The sequence below is a fragment of the Rhizobium sp. 11_C7_N12_5 genome (assembly GCF_051811145.1).
Taxonomy (GTDB): Bacteria; Pseudomonadota; Alphaproteobacteria; order Rhizobiales; family Rhizobiaceae; genus Rhizobium; species Rhizobium lusitanum.
Map to the genome: position 1 here is coordinate 1,727,133 of NZ_JBPWPY010000002.1, position 17,124 is coordinate 1,744,256.

Here is a 17,124-nt window from a genome sequence, read left to right on the forward strand (position 1 = left end):
CAAGGGAGCGAGCGTCACCATGCATCGCTATAGGTTCGTTCTCGGCCGCCCGCTGCAATTCTTGCCCGTCATTTTCGGTATCAGCGTTATCACCTTCGTCCTAGTGCGTCTCATTCCTGGCGATCCCGCCCGCAACATCCTCGGCACGCGCGCGACGCCGACGGCGCTGGCCAATATCCGCGCCCAATACGGCCTCGATCAGCCGATCTGGCTGCAATACTTCTATTTCCTGAAAAACCTCGCCAATGGCGAGATGGGCAAGTCCATCCTCTACAAGATCGACGTGCTGAAGCTGATTTCCACGCGTATCGAGCCGACGGTGGCACTCGTCGTTGCCAGCGTCATCCTGTCGATCCTCATCGCCGTGCCGATGGCGGCGATTGCCGCCCGCAACAATGGCCGTGCGGCGGACCATGTCGTCCGCATCGTCTCCACCTTCGGCATCGGCTTTCCGCCCTTCTGGCTCGGCCTGATGCTGATTATCCTCTTCAGCGTCGATCTCGGCGTGCTTCCGGTCTCCGGCTACGGCGAGACGCTCGGCGACAAGCTTTTGCATCTTATCCTGCCGAGCCTCACCATCGCATTGTCGCTATCGACGGTGCTGACCCGCAGCCTGCGCGCGGCGATGATCGAATCCCTGAAATCTGACGTGGCGACGGCGGCGCGCGCGCGCGGCATGCCGGAGAGCATCGTTTTCTGGCGGCATGTGGTGCCGAACTCGCTGGTGCCGACCATCAATCTGCTGGCGGTCAATATCGGCTGGCTGATCGGCGGCACCGTCGTCGTCGAAAGCGTCTTTGCGCTCCCCGGCATCGGCCAGCTTCTGGTGCGCGCCATCTTCTCGCGCGATTACATGGTGGTCCAGGGTGTCGCCATGGTCTTTGCCTGCGCCACCGTGCTCGTCAATTTCCTCGCCGACATCGTCACCGTCGCCGCCGATCCGAGGGTGACCATATGAGCCTTCAGGCAACTATTCCTGCTTCCGTCGCCTGGCGCCATCTGCTCGGCAAGCGGCTAACCCTCGTCATTGGTGGCGGCATTCTCCTGTTCTTTCTGCTGGTGGCGTTCAGCGCTCCACTGATCGCACCCTACGACCCGATCCTGCAGAATGCCGATGTCCGCCTGCAGGCGCCGTCTTTGCTTCACCCCTTCGGCACCGACAATTTCGGCCGCGATATACTCTCGCGCGTCCTATGGGGCACGCGCATCGACCTGCAGATCGCCGTGATCGGCGTGGTCTTTCCCTTCCTCATCGGCACGACCATCGGCACCATCGCCGGCTTCTTCGGCGGCGTGATCGATGCAGTCTTCATGCGGGTCGTCGACATCATCCTCGCCTTCCCCTTCCTCGTGCTGATGCTGTCGATCATCGCCATTCTCGGGCCGGGGTTGAGCAGCTTCTATATCGCCATGGCGCTGGTCGGCTGGGTCTCCTATGCCCGCCTCATCCGCGCGCAGATGCTGGTGTTGAAGAACAGCGACTATGCTGTTGCCGCCGTCAGCCTCGGCTTCAGCCGCTTCCGCATCATGTTCCGCCATCTGCTGCCGAATGCCATCGCCGGCTCGATCGTCTTTTCGATGTCGGATGCTGTGCTCGTGCTGCTGAGCGGCGCCGCCGTCAGCTATCTCGGTCTCGGCGTACAGCCGCCGCTGGCCGAATGGGGCGTCATGGTCGCTGAAGGCCAGAGCTTCATCACCACGGCCTGGTGGATCACGCTGTTTCCCGGCCTCTCCATCGTCTGTCTCGCCTTCGGGTTCAGCATGCTGGGCGATGCGCTCGGCGAATTGCTGGGGGTGCACGAATGAGCGCCTCTGTCCTTTCCGTCCGTGATCTCACCGTCAAGGCGCATCTCGACAGTGGCGAGCGCACGCTGCTCGATGCCGTGTCGCTGGATCTCGCCAAGGGAGAAATCCTCGGCCTCGTCGGCGAAAGTGGCTCCGGCAAGAGCCTGCTCTGCCGCTCGCTGATTCGCCTCCTTCCCTCCTCACTTCTGAAGATCGAAGGCGGCAGTGTTCTGCTCGAGGGCCGCGACCTGACGACAATCAGCGACGGCGACATGCTGAAGGTGCGCGGCGGCGAGATCGGCATGATCTTCCAGAACCCGACCAGCCATCTCGATCCGGTCATGCGGATCGGTAACCAGATCGCCGAGGGTATTCGCTATCATCAGGGCCTCAATGCGCAGGAGGCACGCACTGCTGCCATCGAGATCCTCGGCCAGGTCGGCTTTCCCGATCCCATCAGGCAATATGAAAGCTATCCGCACGAATTCTCCGGCGGTATGCGCCAGCGCGCGATGATCGGCGTCGCCCTGTCCTGCAATCCAAAAATCCTGATCGCCGACGAGCCGACGACCGCGCTCGACGTCACCATCCAGGCGCAGATCCTCAAGCTCCTGATGGACATTCGCGACAAGCGCGGCCTTTCGATCATCCTCATTACCCACGACCTTGGCATCGTCGCCCAGACCTGCGACCGCATCGCCGTGATGCGCGGCGGCAAGCTGTTGGAACAAGGTCCGAAGCGGACGCTTCTGTCGCAACCGCGCCACCCCTACACGATCGACCTGATCAAGAGCCATCCGTCGATGCCGGACGAGACGGCATCCATCGCGGAAGCCATAAAGGCCGACACCCCGCTCAAGCCGCTTCTCGAAATCGACGACCTGCACGTCCGCTTCCACGTCGGCGGCGGCTTCCTCAAGGGCGGCGGCGCCAGAACGGTCAACGCCGTCTCGGGCGTCAGCCTGCGGATCATGCCCGGCGAGACCGTCGGGATTGTCGGCGAATCCGGCAGCGGCAAGAGCACGCTTGCCCGCGCCATCCTCGGCCTGACGCCACTCTCCTCCGGCCATATCACCTTCGGCGGCATCGACCTCGCCCAGCAGAGAACGGCGGGCCTCGCCAAGCTCCGGCGCGAGGCGGCTATGGTGTTTCAGGATCCCTATAACGCACTCAATCCACGGCTGACGATCGGCGACATGCTCACCGAAGTGCTCAAGGTGCAGGGCAAGGTCGCGTCCGCCAATATCCCCGCCCGTGTCGGTGAACTGCTGGATCTCGTCGGGCTGGAGCGCGAATTCGCCAAGCGCAGGCCGCGCAGCATGAGCGGCGGGCAGTGCCAGCGCGCCGGCATTGCCCGCGCGCTCGCGGTCGATCCTCAGCTCATCATTGCCGACGAATGCGTTGCCGCCCTCGACGTCACCATCCAGGCGCAGATCATCGAGCTTTTCCGCGAGCTAACGCGCAAGATGAACCTGACCCTGCTCTTCATCGCCCACGACCTCGCCATCGTTCGCAATCTCTGCGAACGCACCGTCGTGATGTATCGCGGCGAGATCGTCGAGGAAGGCCCGTCCGAGGAGGTCTTCGCGCGACCGAAACACCCCTATACGGCCTCTCTCATCGCAGCCATTCCGGACATCGATCCGAACAAGCAACTCTTTGCCGACACCGATCTTCGCGGTGAAAACAACGTCGCTGAAATCCTGCCTTTCAAACGCGTGCCATAACAACCAAGGGAACGATCTTATGACCAGCAGATGGAAATCAATCGGGCTCGCGGCTATCGTCGCCGGCCTCACTCTCACCGCAACCTATGCCGAAGCAGCCGGCGTGCTGACCATCGGCCGCCGCGAGGATTCGACGACGTTCGATCCGATCAAGACAGCGCAGAACATCGACAACTGGGTGTTCTCGAACGTCTACGACGTGCTGATCCGCGTCGACAAGACCGGCACCAAACTGGAGCCCGGCCTTGCCGAAAGCTGGACTACCTCCGATGACGGCCTCACCTACGTCTTCAAGATCCGCGATGCGAAATTCTCCGACGGCTCGCCGCTGACGGCCGAGGATGCAGCCTTCAGTCTCCTGCGCATCCGTGACGATGCGGCCTCGCTCTGGAGCGACTCTTACAAGGTGATCGACACGGCCGTCGCGACCGACGCCCATACGCTGACCATCAAGCTCAAGCATCCCTCCGCGCCGTTCCTGTCGACGCTGGCGCTGCCGAATGCCTCCGTCATTTCCAAGAAGGGCATGGAGACGCTCGGCCCCGACGCCTACGCCGAAAAGCCGATCGGCTCCGGCGCTTTCTCCGTCTCGGAATGGCGGCGCGGCGACCGCATTATCCTCAAGAAGAACCCTTACTTCTGGCAGGCCGACCGGGTGAAGCTCGATGGCGTCGAATGGATCTCCGTGCCGGATGACAACACCCGCATGCTGAACGTCCAGGCCGGTCAGCTCGATACGGCGATCTTCGTTCCCTTCTCCCGCGTGGCGGAGCTGAAGAAGGATCCGAACCTCAATGTCGACATCGATGCCTCGACGCGCGAGGATCATCTACTGATCAACCACGCGCATGGTGAGCTCGGCAAGAAGGAAGTCCGCCAGGCCCTCGACCTCGCCATCGACAAGAAAGCGATCGTCGATGCCGTCACCTTCGGCCAGGGCACGATCGCCAACTCCTACATTCCGAAGGGTGCGCTTTATCATTACGCCGATAACCTGCAACGCCCCTACGATCCGGAAAAGGCCAAGAAGATGCTGGCCGAAGCCGGCGTTTCCAACCTGACGCTGACCTATCTTCTGCGTGCAGGCGACGAGGTCGACGAGCAGACGGCCGTGCTGGTGCAGCAGCAATTGCAGAAGGTCGGTATCACCGCCACCCTGCAGAAGGTCGATCCGAGCCAGGAATGGGACATGACGGTTGCCGGCGATTACGACATCTCGGTCAACTACTGGACGAACGACATCCTCGACCCGGACCAGAAGACCACCTTCGTCCTCGGCCACGATTCCAACAACAACTACTCGACCAACTATAAGAACGAGAAGGTGAAGGAACTGGTGGCTGCGGCTCGTCTGGAGCTCGATCCGAAGAAGCGCGAGCAGATGTATATCGACCTGCAGAAGATGGCGAAGGACGACGTCAACTGGATCGACCTTTACTACAGTCCCTACATCAACGTTTCTCGCAAGAATATCGAGAACTTCTACCAGAATCCGCTCGGCCGCTTCTTCCTGGAAGACACGGTCAAGAACTGATCCTATAGCTGCGATGATCTCCGCCACCCCTCGGGTGGCGGCGTCTTATCAACTGGGTGAGAGTAAGAAACTCCACATGAGCGAGACTGCTTTTCTTGGCGTGTGGGAACTCGGGCGACTTTATCGCGATGGCACGCTGTCGCCGGTCGAGGCAACGAGACAGGTAATCGAATGCATGGAACGCCTCGAGCCGAAACTGAATGCCGTCTCCCATATCGTCGCTACCGCCATGCAGGATGCCGAACGTCTCGCGGTAGATCTTCGTTCAGGTCACGACCTCGGGGCGTTGCACGGCATTCCGGTCGCCATCAGCGATCTCATCGAGGTCAAAGACACACCGACGGGCTTCGGTGTCCGGATCCGTCGGGATATGGGCAATGATCTCGCCGCTATCGGCATCCAGCACCAGATGCAGCTTTCGCCAGCCACGGCGAGACCTGGCGTGATGCTTCTCCTCCAGCCCGGAAAGCCGGTAAGTCGGCGCGTACCTATGGCTTCGGCGCTGGCTGCTCGATGGTCTTCTGGCCGATGGTCGAATCCTGTTGAGTACCGGTCACGAACGGCTTGATGACGGCAATGCTGAGGATCGACGCTACCATCAGTCCCAAAATGACAAGCAACAACGTACGCATGTTGGCCTCCGCATCCTATTGCGCCTTACGGATGCAGAGATTGCTATCGAGGCCAGTGATACCGTTCACCTGTCGGGAATGAGTTTCGGCCCGACCTTTGGCCTTTGCATTTTCGACCGATCCCTCGGTGAGGACATGGCCTCGGCTGACGGAAACGAAGATACCGCCGGCATCCAGCAACGGGTCCTCGTTCAATCTCTTATGGATTTCCTGCCGTATCTCGGCATGCGGTCGCCGCTGCGAAACGCCGTGTTCCTCGTGCGCGTCATGCATGACGCCCTCCTCGCTTGCAGCCTTCATCACCGGCTTATCGGCTTGCGATAACGCTGTGCAGCAGGAATCCGGCGAGGCCGCCGATCGCAAAGAACGCTGCACCTCGCGTCGCATAGCGTTTACGCGGCTGCGAGGCTAACACCGCCTCCGCAATCCGGCCCCGGGCCTTGTCCAGCGCTTGGCTACGCTGCCTGTCGCGAACCAACGTATCCGCCGATCGGGCATCGTCGGTGCCAGGTTCCGGGTAGCCCGGAATTGGCTCCGGTGCGATCGACTCGATGTCTCCGGAGCCGCCGGCAGCCTGATCAAGCGCCTGTTGGGTGCGAACATCGCTGGAAGGCGAGGATGTGTCTTTAGTCCCGGCGTTCTTGAATCTGACCATAGTATTCTCCTTTCGCTCCGAGAGGCAAACCAACGCCGATGAAGAATGTTCCGCAACGGGCATCGGCCAATCACGCGGTCGTCGTCACCATCTCGAAGGAGAGGACCTTGTAGCGCTCCTCAACGGCGGTAAGCAGCTCCAGCGCGGCGCCGCCGACGCCAGAGTGTTTCCAGCGCACCTGATAGGTTACATGGACGGTGGCATCGGCCTTACCTTCCCTTTTAGCGATGAAGAGGAAAGTGTAGCCGAGCGGCTCGAATATTGCCTGGATCTTTGCGATCTCGGCGACGTCTGCGAGTTCGATCTCCATGCGCGCCTTGTGCTGATGCGGTATCAATTCATCGAACCATTTGAACGGCGACAGCACGATAAAGGCCGCGATGGCGCCAATTGATCCGACCACCAATTGTCCGCCCCCGATGCAAAGGCCGATCGCCGTCATGATCCACAGCGTAGCCGCGGTCGTGACGCCCGTGACGAGATCGCCGCGTTTGAGAATGGCGCCGCCGCCAATGAAGCCGACGCCCGTCAGCACGCCAAGCGGAAAGCGCAGGACGTCCATGGAGACGAACGATTGCGATGTCTTGCCGATCGTGGAAAGCAGCAGGTTGGCCTGGATCATGGCCAGGCACGCCGCCAACCCGACGAGGATCGTCGTCCGGAACCCGGCGGCATGTCCGCCGACCTCGCGGTTGACGCCAATCAGCGCGCCGGTGGCAATGACCAGCAGCAGACGCCCGATGATATCAACCCATGAAGGGTTTAGGGGCATGAACTCGATCATCGTTGGCATAGCGGCCTCCGCCCACTCGTTTCACGGCAGATCTTAAATTCTGGAACAAAGCCGGAGAGATTTCGTTCCGCCCACTGGAAGAGGGAGGCACTCCAATGGCCCGCCTCCCCGTATTTTCGGGAGAAAAGACATGACCATAACGGCAAAAGACGTCGTCTCGGTTCTTGGCCCGGTCGATGAAACCCTGATGGCTGATATCGCGGCGATAAGCGCAACGCCCAAAGAGCTCGCGGAGGCCTGGGCCTGGGTCAACAGCGACGAGGCTCTGATCAGCGAGGGCAGGACCTTGCCGAGTGGCAAGGTGGCCGAACTGGTGGAACTACTCTGCGCTGGCGAAGACGATGAATTCGAGAGGTGATCTCGCAATCCGGGGACGACATCCGACAGCACGGAACAATGCCGATCCAATGCCGTTGAACCCTAACGTGGAAATGGAGCATGAAGCATGGCCCCGCGCGCGCAATGGAAGGGATTTCTCAAATTCGGCGAGGTGAGTTGCCCGGTGGCACTCTACACTGCGACCTCCACGTCCGATCGGATTTCCTTCCACACACTCAATCGCGCAACGGGCAATCGCGTAAAGCGCGAATTCATCGATAGCGAAACCGGCAAGCCCGTGCCGCGCGAGGACCAGATCAAGGGCTATGAGATCAACAAGGATGACTATATCACACTGGAGCCCGAAGAGATCACCGCCGCAGTGCCGGAGAGCGACAAGGTCCTGCGCGTTAAGGCCTTTCTCGCCTGCTCTGATATTGACGACGTCTATTTCGACCGCTCCTACTATCTTGCCCCCGCCACCCGCGCCAGCGAGGAAGCCTTTGCGCTGATCCGCGAAGGCATGCGCAAGAGACAGGTCGTGGCCATTGCGCAGGCGGTCCTGTTTCGTCGTATGCGCACCATGCTGATCCGCGCCCATGGCAAGGGACTGATCGCGACGACACTGAATTTCGATTATGAGGTCCGCGCTGCCGAAGAGGCCTTTGACGACGTGCCCGAGATGAAGATCAAAGGCGAGATGCTCGACCTTGCCGAACACATCATCAATACCAAGCACGGCACGTTCGTGGCCGGCGAATTCGATGATCGCTACGAAGCAGCGCTCATCGAATTGGTGAAGGCGAAAGTCGAAGGTAAGGCCATTGCGAAACGCAAGCCCCCGAAGATCGCGAAGGTCACCGACCTTATGGAAGCACTGCGCCAGAGCGCCGGCATGGATGGCGATAAAGCAGGGCCGAAGCAGGCGGCGGACAAAACCGGCTCAGCGCGGCGCCGAACGACGAAATCGCGCACCGGTACATCCTCGCCACCACGGCGCAAGGCGGGCTGACCATGCCGCTCGAAACCTATAACAGCAAACGCGCCTTCTCGAAAACAATCGAGCCGAAAGGCAAGGTTGCGAGAAAAGGCAGGGGTCGGACAACAGCTTCGTCATTCAAAAACATGCCGCCCGCCGGCTGCATTATGATTTTCGCCTGGAGATGGACGACGTTCTTAAAAGTTGGGCGGTCGCCAAAGGCCCCAGCCTGGTTGCCGGCAACAAACGGCTAGCCGTCCACACGGAGGACCACCCGCTGGAATACGGAGGTTTCGAAGGCACAATCCCGAAAGGCGAATATGGCGGCGGAACCGTCCTCGTTTGGGATATCGTCGCCGCATTCAAAGACCTACCGGTCGGGACGGCCCTGCGCAATCAGCGGGGCATGACGGCCGTTGCCCCCTACTCGACCCGAGCCCGCCCAGGAGCGGCGGTTTCCATGCCACTATCATGGGAGGAACTAACGCCTCCCATAGGGCCGAACTATTTTACGGTGCTGAATGTGCCGACACGGCTGGCGGCTTTGCGCTCGGACCCGTGGGCGGACTTCAAGGCGGCGGCCGAACCGCTACGCCGGTCACCGCCGAAGAGAAAGCGTGTGGCCTAAAACACTCGAACGACCGCGCCGCTATCGCTTTTTGGTTCTCGTTTCCTGCGAAATACTCTTCCTGAGCGCGTCCATGATATTGATGACGTTGCTGGGCGCAGCCTCTTCTTCCACCTTTGCCTTGGCGGGACGCTTCCGGCCCTTTTTCTTGGAAGCGATGATATCGAGCAGCTTTTGCTGGATCGGATCGGTCACCATGCTCGGGCTCCACGGCTTCTTCTGCTTGTCTATCAGCTTCTCCATAAGCGTCATCAGCGTGGGTTCAGTCGATTGCCTCTCGATATCACCGAAGTAATCCTGCTCATCGCGCACTTCATCGCCAAACCGTAACGTCCACAGAACGATCCCTCGTCCGCGCGGTTCGAGCATGACGGCACGCTCGCGGCGGTACATGACCAGTCGCGAGATGCCGACCATGCCAGTGGCGACCATGGCCTCACGGATGACGCAGTAAGCTTCTTCACCGACGGGATCATCCGGCGTCAGATAATGCGGCGTATCGAACCAGATCCACTCGATGCTGTCGCGCGGCACGAACATCTCAATGTCGATCGTGCGGGTGCTTTCCAGCGCCACAGCGTCGAGCTCCTCATCTTCAAGGATGACAAATTCGTTCTCGCCACGCTCGTATCCCTTGACCTCGTCATCCTCGTCCACGACCTTGCCGGTCACGGAATCGACATAGCGGCTAACGATGCGGTTCCCGGTCTTCCTGTTGAGGGTATGGAATCGCACCTTCTCGTTTTCGGTCGTCGCCGGTGCCATCGCGACTGGACAGGTCACGAGTGATAGTTTCAAATAGCCCTTCCAGAACGAGCGTGGCGCCATGGATTTTCCTCCGTCGCGGAAGTGGAACGGACTTCGGCATGCTTAGTTCCCTGACGGCTGCAACGAGGCGGAGGATGTTTGTCGCGCACGGGAGGCTCGCTGTGGCCACTCGGAACATTTAAGACCCCAGGGTGTTGAGGAATGCACTCCTGTCCTCGGCAATAGAAGGATACGGCGATGCCATATTCCGAGCCAAGAAAATACCGGTCATTGATGGTCTCCATTGTGACGGCAGCAATTCTCGCATTCATCATAGTTGCTGGTGTGATCATCTCCCGAGATCGCTCTGGAGAGCGACCCGGAACACCGTCTCCGCATGCACTCGACCAATCCCAATGAGATAGAGGTGGGCAGCTGTATGGTTCCCATCCGAACCCTTGGAATGCGCCCGCGGAAGAATTGGCCGTTAAGTCAAAATCGAAACCACACCTTTCCCCTCTGCCCTGAACATAACTCGACGCGCGCCAACCGTTGTGATGTCGGATCGACACTTGGCGGTGGCGCTGCCACGATGATGACCCAATAAAGTGATGTTCCGTTCAGGTCTGATTATGAGGACCCGCGAATGGAATGGATTAACAGCTACATCGATCGACCGTTGCTAGACGGCGCAGCTGGCGGCTTGCGAGCCTGGCATATTCGTTTCGGACAACATCCCGAGCGGCTGGAGCCGACATGGCATCTCGCTGTGCTCTCGCTTCTCTTGATCGCCGCCGCACATTTTCTTCACGACTCTGGGCTTGTCCTCTGCGCTTCAGCTCTCGCCATGCTCGCGCTCCCTTCGGTTTGGAAATTGGTTTCCTCGTTCAGAGTAGCCAATATCTACAGCCGACGAGAATATGCACTCCACAGGACGCGCGCCTTCACAAAACGGGAGGCAGAATGGTCCGTGAGAATGACCGTCCTGTTCGTGTCCGCAAGCCTCCCGTTTTTCGCAGGAACAGCCGACCCGACGGGGATGTTTTTCTTACTGGGGGCAAGTCTTTGGTTTGTTCTGACAGTTCCTGCAAAATTCTATCTCCAGGCAGCCGAACCACCCGAACCCGATGAGGACGATAGATTATTTCAACGCGCCGTTGGGTTCGGCTGATGTACAAGCAGATGCCATGGGACGCCTTCATTGCCGACCTCCATTGTTACCTCGCTTGAGCAGATCAATGCCCGCAGCCAAGCGCGAAAGATCAACTGCAATAAGATTATGGATGTTTTGGAACCAATTTTGATGAGTTCCGTTGTCTCCTCATACACCGAAAAGGAGATCACCATGCTTTATTATGCTCTGGTGTTTTTTGTTGTGGCGCTGATTGCGGGGGTTCTCGGATTCGGAGGAATCGCGGGCGCTTCTGCTTCGATCGCACAAGTTCTGTTCTTCATCTTCTTGGTTCTGCTGGTCATCTCGCTGGTTATGCGGGTCGTGCGGCGGCCGTAGGAATGGACAACGCCTGTGACGCAGCCCGGCTGAAGAGCCGGGCGGGCTTTGCGATTTCGGAAAATGCCGAGGAACTGAATTTCTCATCGGCATTGGCCGGCTTCGATGAGCGTCTTCAAGAGGCAATCACCACATCGCCCACAAGGAAATGAGGCCGCTGAGGGTCGGGGTATAGCGCGTCGCGCGAAATCCATGATCGGAAAACCATTCCTGGTTTTACGCTTGTTTGCCCCTGTGCTCGGCGGCCATTTCACTGACGGCATCGTGCATCCGACATTGGAGGTGACGATCGTCGAAGCACCTGCCCACCTTTACCGTCGCCACCAACACGATCTTGGCATTGGGCTCATTGCCCCCTGAACGGCCCATGAGCGACGAACGCAGGTCGCTCGGAACAACCGGGAATAGCGGGCGTTAGGTCCGCAGAATGACATCCGAAGGAGGACCCCCAATGGCAACGGACACGAATTTCGAGACCTCGCGCGGCGAAGGCGGCGAGACGCATCAGCAGGTGCCGGCCAAGGGGCCGCATGGGGGCGTCGATCATTTGACGACAGACCAGGGCATCCCTGTCTCCGACAACCAGAACAGCTTGAAATCGGGCGTGCGCGGGCCGACCCTTCTTGAAGATTTCGTGCTGCGCGAAAAGATCTTTCATTTCGATCACGAACGCATCCCCGAGCGGATCGTGCATGCCCGCGGTTCGGGCGCGCATGGGTTTTTCGAACTCTATGAGCCGCTTCCCGACATCACCAAGGCCGATCTGTTCCAGCGCAAGGGCGAAAAGACCCCGGTCTTCGTCCGCTTCTCCACCGTTGCCGGCGGCGCAGGCTCCGTCGATACGCCGCGCGACGTGCGCGGCTTCGCGGTGAAATTCTACACCAAGCAAGGCAACTGGGATCTCGTCGGCAACAACATCCCCGTCTTCTTCATCCAGGATGCGATCAAGTTTCCGGATCTCGTCCATGCCGTCAAAATGGAGGCGGACAGGGCCTATCCGCAAGCCGGCAGTGCCCACGATACCTTCTGGGATTGGGCATCCCTGATGCCGGAAGCGACCCATATGCTGATGTGGGCGATGTCGGATCGCGCCATTCCTCGCTCGCTCCGCATGATGCAGGGCTTCGGCATCCACACTTTCCGCCTCGTCAACGAGGCCGGTAAATCCACCTTCGTGAAATTCCATTGGCGGCCGAAACTCGGCATGCAGTCGCTGGTGTGGGACGAAGCGTTGAAACTACAGGCAGCCGATAACGACTATCATCGCCGCGATCTGTTCGAGACGATCGCCGCCGGCCATTTTCCGGAATGGGAGCTCGGCCTACAGCTCTTCGACGACAAATTCGCCGAAAGCCTTCCCTATGATGTCCTCGATTCCACCAAGCTCATTCCTGAGGAGATCCTGCCACTCAAGATCGTGGGACGGATGGTGCTTGATCGCAATCCGGACAATTTCTTTGCCGAAACCGAGCAGGTCGCCTTCTGTCCGGCCAATATCGTGCCGGGGGTCGATTTCACCAACGATCCGCTGCTGCAGGGGCGTCTGTTCAGCTATCTCGACACACAGAAATCACGGCTCGGCACCGCGAATTTCCATCAATTGCCGATCAACGCGCCGAAATGTCCGGTGATGAACTTCCAGCGCGACGGCCAGATGCAGATGAACGTACCCAAGGGCCGCGCCAATTACGAACCCAACAGCCTTGCCGCAAGCGGCGAGCCTGGCGGGCCGCGTGAATGTCCGGTCACCGGCTTTCGAACCTTCGCCCACCAGGCCGGGGAAGAAGAGCAAGGTGACAAATTGCGGGCACGCGGCGAACTCTTTGCCGATCACTACAGTCAGGCACGCCTGTTCTGGAAATCGCAAACGCCGTCGGAACAGGCTCACATCGCCTCCGCCTTCGTGTTCGAGCTATCGAAGGTGCAGCTCGAGCAGGTGCCGCCACGCATGGTGGGCAACCTCATGAATGTCGACGCCGATCTGGCAAACCGCGTCGCCGCCGGTCTCGGCATCGTCCTGCCCAACAAGAATCCGCCCGCCCGTAAACCGATCGATCTCGATCCTTCGCCATCCCTGTCCATACATCGCAACATGCTGGACACGATCGAAGGTCGGCAGATCGGCATCATGATCGCCGCGGGCAGCGACGCCAAGGCAATCTCTGATCTTATCGGCTCTCTGACCGCCGCCGGCGCCACACCCTTCATCGTCGCGCCGAAGGTGGGGGGAACGAAACTTTCAGATGGCAATACGATCCAGGCCGACGGGCAACTCCTCGGTTCGCCGTCGCAACTCTTCGACGCCGTGGCGGTCATCCTGTCGAAGGAGGGCGCGGCAATGCTCGTCAAGGAAGGGGCTGCCGTGCAATGGGTGATGGATGCCTTCGGCCATCTGAAGGCCATCGGTTATGATGAGCCGGCCAAGCCTCTGCTCGACAAAGCCGGCATTCAACCTGACGCAGGTGTGGTCGGTCTCTCCGCTTTTGTCGGTGCAGCCGGCAAGCGTTATTGGGATCGCGAGCCCCACATCCGTATGCTTGCGTAAGCTGCGCGCGATGCAGAGAACATCAAACACCCGCGCGGACCCAAGATTTCAAATGCGCCCGAGCAAGAGGACCACGACTGAGGGCAAAGCGCGTTTGGGATCGGGACTAAATGGCGGCGGCAGCGATAGCGTCGCCAGACCAGCCTCGGCCGAGGTCGTAGAGGGACGCGGACGCGCAGCTGTTGACCCGGCAGCGCCGCAAGGTGACCATGGTTCCGGATGTTTCTATCTCGCCACACTGGACGGCGGCGTTACCCGCAAGAAGGGCCGAAAAGACTTTCTCTATTACGATCAGAGCGGAAACCGCATCGTCGACAAGGTCGAGCTCGACCGCTTTTCCGCCCTGGCCATTCCTCCCGCATACATCGACGTGATCATTTCACCGGATCCGCGATCGCACCTGCAGGCCGTCGGCCGCGATGTCAGGGGACGAAAACAATATCGCTATCATCCGGATTGGATCGCAGAGCGCGGCCGGGAAAAATTCGCGCAACTGACGGAGTTCGCCCGAGCATTGCCTAAAATCCGCAAGCGGATCGATATCGACCTTCGCCGAAGGAAGCCCGGACTAGCAAAGGCGCTCGCTACCGTCGTCTGGCTGATGGACAAGCTCTTCATCCGCATCGGCAACGAGGCCTATGCGATGGAAAACCACTCCTATGGCTTGACGACCTTGCGCAGCCGCCACGTCAAAGTGGTGGGATCACGCGTCCAGTTTCGATTCAAGGGGAAATCCGGCAAGGAATGGCGACTGAGCTACAGCGATCGCCGCATCATCCGCGCCATACGAATGCTGCAGGAGTTGCCCGGCCAGCAGCTGTTCCAATATGTGGACGACGATGGCGTTCGTCATTCGATACGCTCGCAGGACGTTAATGCTTATATTCGTGACGCGGCGGCCGGCGACTTCAGCTCGCGGCAATTCCGCACCTGGGGCGCCACCCGTATGGCGGCCTCCACGCTGGCGGCTATCCAACCTGCCGACACCGCCGCAGCGCGAGCAAGACAAGTGAACGAAGTCATCGATGCCGTTGCGGCGAAACTGGTGAACACGCGCGCTGTCTGCCGAGCATCCTACATCCACCCGCGTGTATTTGAAGACTTCGAGAACGGCGCCCTAGCCGAAATTACGCAAGTGAAGGTGAAGACGAGATCCAGCAACATGCTGAAATGGTTGGACGAAGATGAAATCGCAGTGCTTCGGTGGTTGGAGCAGTCAGCATGAACACGATCCAGCTTTACCAGCATTTCGATCCGTCAAAGAAACCGCAGCCTAAGGACATGATCGAACTCCTCGCGCGCATTCGCCAGGCGACCAATCGCGAGCTGAACCCGCCCGCTGACGCGGCAGTTTTCCCGCTCACTACCGACGCAAATCCACCGCATTCACTTGTCTATACCCACACCCCTTCAGATCTTTCCGCGGGCTCCACCAGCGAGAACGAGTAGCTGGTGTTCATCATGAACCCCTTGTTGATACAACTCGATGATAACGGCAGCCACGCGCTCCGCTTCTTCTGTGTCTTTGGCGATGTCCAACTCGATCAGAAGAGCATCGAAAGCCCGCTGACAGATATCCAAATCGGCCGACTGCAACGGATGCTCATGGCTGGTGAGATATTTGCGGATCATCGCGTTTCTTTTCCCTGGCACTCTGGGTAACGACCCACAACCGATGCTCAAATCACCTAGCATATCTTTCAGAAACCGCGTTAGCGGGAGTTTGGATTTGAACGATCTTTTGCTGGGCACGAGGTCTGTCACGCGGATGACTGCCATAGTCACCAAGTCAGCATGACACTCCTCAACCCAAACAATAAATGGCTGGCATGGGCTGAAACCAATGGTCGCCTTGATCGTTAGCGTATGAGCGCTGTTCGACGCCGCACGATCAAGAGGTGAGACATTTTCGATGGACGCCAATTCTACCGAGCCATCGCCTGAGGCGGCGAGCAAACAGTCAAAGCGTCCGAATCTGTTAAAAATCCTTGGTCCCGGGCTGATCACCGGGGCGTCCGACGATGATCCGAGCGGCATTGCGACCTACTCGCAAGTCGGCGCTCAATTCGGATACAGCATGGGCTGGGTCATGCTTTTCAGCTGGCCCTTGATGTGCGCCATTCAGGAAATCAGTGCCCGGATCGGGCGCGTCACAGGTCAAGGCATCGCCGGCAATCTGAAGAGACACTACCCCGTTGGCGTCGTATACAGCGTCGTATCATTGCTGGTGGTCGCCAATGTCATCAACATTGGGGCTGACCTCGGCGCGATGGGGGCGGCACTCAAGCTGCTGATCGGCGGCCCGGCGTTGATCTATGTTGCCTTGTTCGGCCTTGCGTCGGTGCTGCTGGAAGTGTTTTCGCAATATTCGCGGTATGTTTCAGTTTTAAAGTGGCTGACCCTCTCGCTCTTTGCTTATGTGGGCGTCGCCTTCGTGGTGCATATTCCATGGGGCACCGTCGGCTATAATCTGGTCGTGCCGCACATCACCTTCGATGGGCCCTACATCACGGCGGTTGTTGCCGTGCTCGGGACGACAATCAGCCCCTACCTGTTCTTCTGGCAGGCTGAAGAAGAAGTTGAGGAGGTCAAAGAACGCCCGCAGGCAAAACCGCTTAAACGCGCGCCCGAGCAAGCGAAGCCGGAGTTTCAGCGTATCCAATGGGATACTTATATCGGTATGCTCATCTCGAACGTGGTGGCACTGTTTATAATTTTGACGACCGCAGCAACGTTGAACGCGCACGGCGTCACCGATATCCAGACATCTTCGCAGGCAGCCGAGGCGCTCCGGCCGATAGCGGGGCCCTTTGCGTTTTTCATCTTTGCTCTCGGCATCATCGGAACCGGGCTGCTCGCCCTGCCCGTGCTCGCCGGCTCATCCGCCTATGCGCTTGGAGAGACCTTTGGATGGCCCGTGGGGCTCTCACGCACGGCCGGAAGGGCAAAGGCTTTCTACGGAGCTATCGCTATCGCAACGTTCCTCGGAATTGGCCTGAATTTCAGTCCGATAGATCCAATCAAGGCGCTCTTCTGGAGTGCGGTGATCAACGGCGTCGTCGCAGTTCCCGTCATGGCGTTGATGATGCATCTCTCGAGCCATCGTCCGGCAATGGGCGAATTTCGGTTGCATATCGGATTGAAGATCGTCGGATGGCTGGCAACGTTTATCATGGTTGCCGCCGCTATCGGCCTGTTCGCAACCTGGTAGATGCGAGGCTCTGTTGTTGCGGTTGCAGCATGCGTCTCGAAGGGATTTTCGGTTGGCATT

The 17,124-nt window shown here is 59.3% G+C and carries 20 protein-coding genes and 3 pseudogenes; 17 read left to right on the top strand and 6 right to left on the bottom strand.

Going from position 1 to position 17,124, the window contains the following annotated elements:
- Window positions 1-19 precede the first annotated feature (19 nt).
- The 5 genes and pseudogenes from AB8B29_RS27140 to AB8B29_RS27160 all read left to right on the top strand — a co-directional run.
- On the top strand, window positions 20-958 hold the full coding sequence (locus tag AB8B29_RS27140; protein WP_037191342.1) for an ABC transporter permease: 939 nt from the start codon (window positions 20-22) through the stop codon (window positions 956-958).
- Window positions 955-1,806: an ABC transporter permease gene (locus tag AB8B29_RS27145; RefSeq protein ID WP_037191343.1), complete on the top strand. Its 852-nt coding sequence runs from the start codon at window positions 955-957 to the stop codon at window positions 1,804-1,806. The genes AB8B29_RS27140 and AB8B29_RS27145 overlap by 4 nt, the downstream gene beginning before the upstream one ends.
- Window positions 1,803-3,512: a dipeptide ABC transporter ATP-binding protein gene (locus AB8B29_RS27150; RefSeq protein WP_037191344.1), complete on the top strand. Its 1,710-nt coding sequence runs from the start codon at window positions 1,803-1,805 to the stop codon at window positions 3,510-3,512. Before AB8B29_RS27145 ends, AB8B29_RS27150 begins: the two co-directional genes overlap by 4 nt.
- Window positions 3,513-3,531: 19 nt before the next feature.
- Window positions 3,532-5,046, top strand: coding sequence for an ABC transporter substrate-binding protein (locus tag AB8B29_RS27155; RefSeq protein WP_037191345.1), 1,515 nt, complete (start codon window positions 3,532-3,534; stop codon window positions 5,044-5,046).
- 175 nt (window positions 5,047-5,221) lie between these two features.
- Window positions 5,222-5,356, top strand: a pseudogene (locus AB8B29_RS27160) (hypothetical protein); the annotation flags it as partial.
- A gap of 42 nt (window positions 5,357-5,398) precedes the next feature.
- Here the strand turns inward: AB8B29_RS27160 and AB8B29_RS27165 are convergent.
- The 4 genes and pseudogenes from AB8B29_RS27165 to AB8B29_RS27180 all read right to left on the bottom strand — a co-directional run.
- Window positions 5,399-5,509, bottom strand: a pseudogene (locus tag AB8B29_RS27165) (IS5/IS1182 family transposase); the annotation flags it as partial.
- A gap of 184 nt (window positions 5,510-5,693) precedes the next feature.
- Window positions 5,694-5,951: a BON domain-containing protein gene (locus AB8B29_RS27170; RefSeq protein ID WP_244655293.1), complete on the bottom strand. Its 258-nt coding sequence runs from the start codon at window positions 5,949-5,951 to the stop codon at window positions 5,694-5,696.
- Window positions 5,952-5,985: 34 nt separating this feature from the next.
- On the bottom strand, window positions 5,986-6,333 hold the full coding sequence (locus AB8B29_RS27175) for a hypothetical protein (RefSeq protein WP_037191349.1): 348 nt from the start codon (window positions 6,331-6,333) through the stop codon (window positions 5,986-5,988).
- Window positions 6,334-6,403: 70 nt separating this feature from the next.
- On the bottom strand, window positions 6,404-7,126 hold the full coding sequence (locus AB8B29_RS27180; RefSeq protein ID WP_037191358.1) for an MgtC/SapB family protein: 723 nt from the start codon (window positions 7,124-7,126) through the stop codon (window positions 6,404-6,406).
- 130 nt (window positions 7,127-7,256) lie between these two features.
- Here AB8B29_RS27180 and AB8B29_RS27185 point away from each other — a divergent pair, with 130 nt between their 5' ends.
- From AB8B29_RS27185 to AB8B29_RS27200, 4 genes and pseudogenes are all read left to right on the top strand, one after another.
- A complete protein-coding gene (locus tag AB8B29_RS27185) occupies window positions 7,257-7,484 on the top strand; it encodes a hypothetical protein (RefSeq protein ID WP_037191360.1) in 228 nt (75 codons plus the stop codon).
- A gap of 87 nt (window positions 7,485-7,571) precedes the next feature.
- Window positions 7,572-8,456 carry a non-homologous end joining protein Ku gene (locus tag AB8B29_RS27190; RefSeq protein WP_037191362.1) on the top strand — a complete coding sequence of 295 codons (885 nt, stop codon included), beginning with the start codon at window positions 7,572-7,574 and terminating at the stop codon, window positions 8,454-8,456.
- 2 nt (window positions 8,457-8,458) lie between these two features.
- Window positions 8,459-8,772: pseudogene (locus tag AB8B29_RS27195) on the top strand (DNA polymerase ligase N-terminal domain-containing protein); the annotation flags it as partial.
- A 57-nt stretch (window positions 8,773-8,829) separates the two neighbouring features.
- Window positions 8,830-9,051 carry a non-homologous end-joining DNA ligase LigD gene (locus AB8B29_RS27200; protein WP_376774285.1) on the top strand — a complete coding sequence of 74 codons (222 nt, stop codon included), beginning with the start codon at window positions 8,830-8,832 and terminating at the stop codon, window positions 9,049-9,051.
- A gap of 21 nt (window positions 9,052-9,072) precedes the next feature.
- On the opposite strand, the gene AB8B29_RS27205 is transcribed toward AB8B29_RS27200, so the two are convergent.
- Window positions 9,073-9,879 carry a non-homologous end joining protein Ku gene (locus tag AB8B29_RS27205; RefSeq protein WP_037191366.1) on the bottom strand — a complete coding sequence of 269 codons (807 nt, stop codon included), beginning with the start codon at window positions 9,877-9,879 and terminating at the stop codon, window positions 9,073-9,075.
- 565 nt (window positions 9,880-10,444) lie between these two features.
- Here AB8B29_RS27205 and AB8B29_RS27210 point away from each other — a divergent pair.
- The 7 genes from AB8B29_RS27210 (at window position 10,445) to AB8B29_RS27240 (ending at window position 15,302) form a co-directional block, all read left to right on the top strand.
- The gene (locus tag AB8B29_RS27210; RefSeq protein ID WP_037191368.1) at window positions 10,445-10,969 is read left to right on the top strand and encodes a hypothetical protein; all 525 of its coding nucleotides are present in this window, start codon (window positions 10,445-10,447) and stop codon (window positions 10,967-10,969) included.
- 174 nt (window positions 10,970-11,143) lie between these two features.
- Complete coding sequence (locus tag AB8B29_RS27215; RefSeq protein WP_037192009.1) at window positions 11,144-11,308, top strand: DUF1328 domain-containing protein; 165 nt, start codon at window positions 11,144-11,146, stop codon at window positions 11,306-11,308.
- 2 nt (window positions 11,309-11,310) lie between these two features.
- Window positions 11,311-11,460: a hypothetical protein gene (locus AB8B29_RS27220; RefSeq protein WP_162693730.1), complete on the top strand. Its 150-nt coding sequence runs from the start codon at window positions 11,311-11,313 to the stop codon at window positions 11,458-11,460.
- 40 nt (window positions 11,461-11,500) lie between these two features.
- Window positions 11,501-11,668, top strand: a complete 168-nt coding sequence (locus tag AB8B29_RS27225) for a hypothetical protein (RefSeq protein ID WP_156143621.1) — start codon at window positions 11,501-11,503, stop codon at window positions 11,666-11,668.
- 91 nt (window positions 11,669-11,759) lie between these two features.
- A complete protein-coding gene (locus AB8B29_RS27230) occupies window positions 11,760-13,853 on the top strand; it encodes a catalase (RefSeq protein WP_037191372.1) in 2,094 nt (697 codons plus the stop codon).
- A gap of 52 nt (window positions 13,854-13,905) precedes the next feature.
- A complete protein-coding gene (locus AB8B29_RS27235) occupies window positions 13,906-15,078 on the top strand; it encodes a DNA topoisomerase IB (protein WP_081938670.1) in 1,173 nt (390 codons plus the stop codon).
- Window positions 15,075-15,302: a hypothetical protein gene (locus tag AB8B29_RS27240; protein ID WP_037191374.1), complete on the top strand. Its 228-nt coding sequence runs from the start codon at window positions 15,075-15,077 to the stop codon at window positions 15,300-15,302. Before AB8B29_RS27235 ends, AB8B29_RS27240 begins: the two co-directional genes overlap by 4 nt.
- Here the strand turns inward: AB8B29_RS27240 and AB8B29_RS27245 are convergent.
- Window positions 15,264-15,890: a hypothetical protein gene (locus tag AB8B29_RS27245; RefSeq protein ID WP_312865304.1), complete on the bottom strand. Its 627-nt coding sequence runs from the start codon at window positions 15,888-15,890 to the stop codon at window positions 15,264-15,266. The two genes, AB8B29_RS27240 and AB8B29_RS27245, sit on opposite strands and share 39 nt — an antisense overlap.
- 40 nt (window positions 15,891-15,930) lie before the next feature.
- Here AB8B29_RS27245 and AB8B29_RS27250 point away from each other — a divergent pair, with 40 nt between their 5' ends.
- Entirely contained in the window at window positions 15,931-17,064 is a 1,134-nt protein-coding gene (locus AB8B29_RS27250; RefSeq protein WP_312865303.1) for an NRAMP family divalent metal transporter, read from the top strand.
- Window positions 17,065-17,124: the final 60 nt, after the last annotated feature.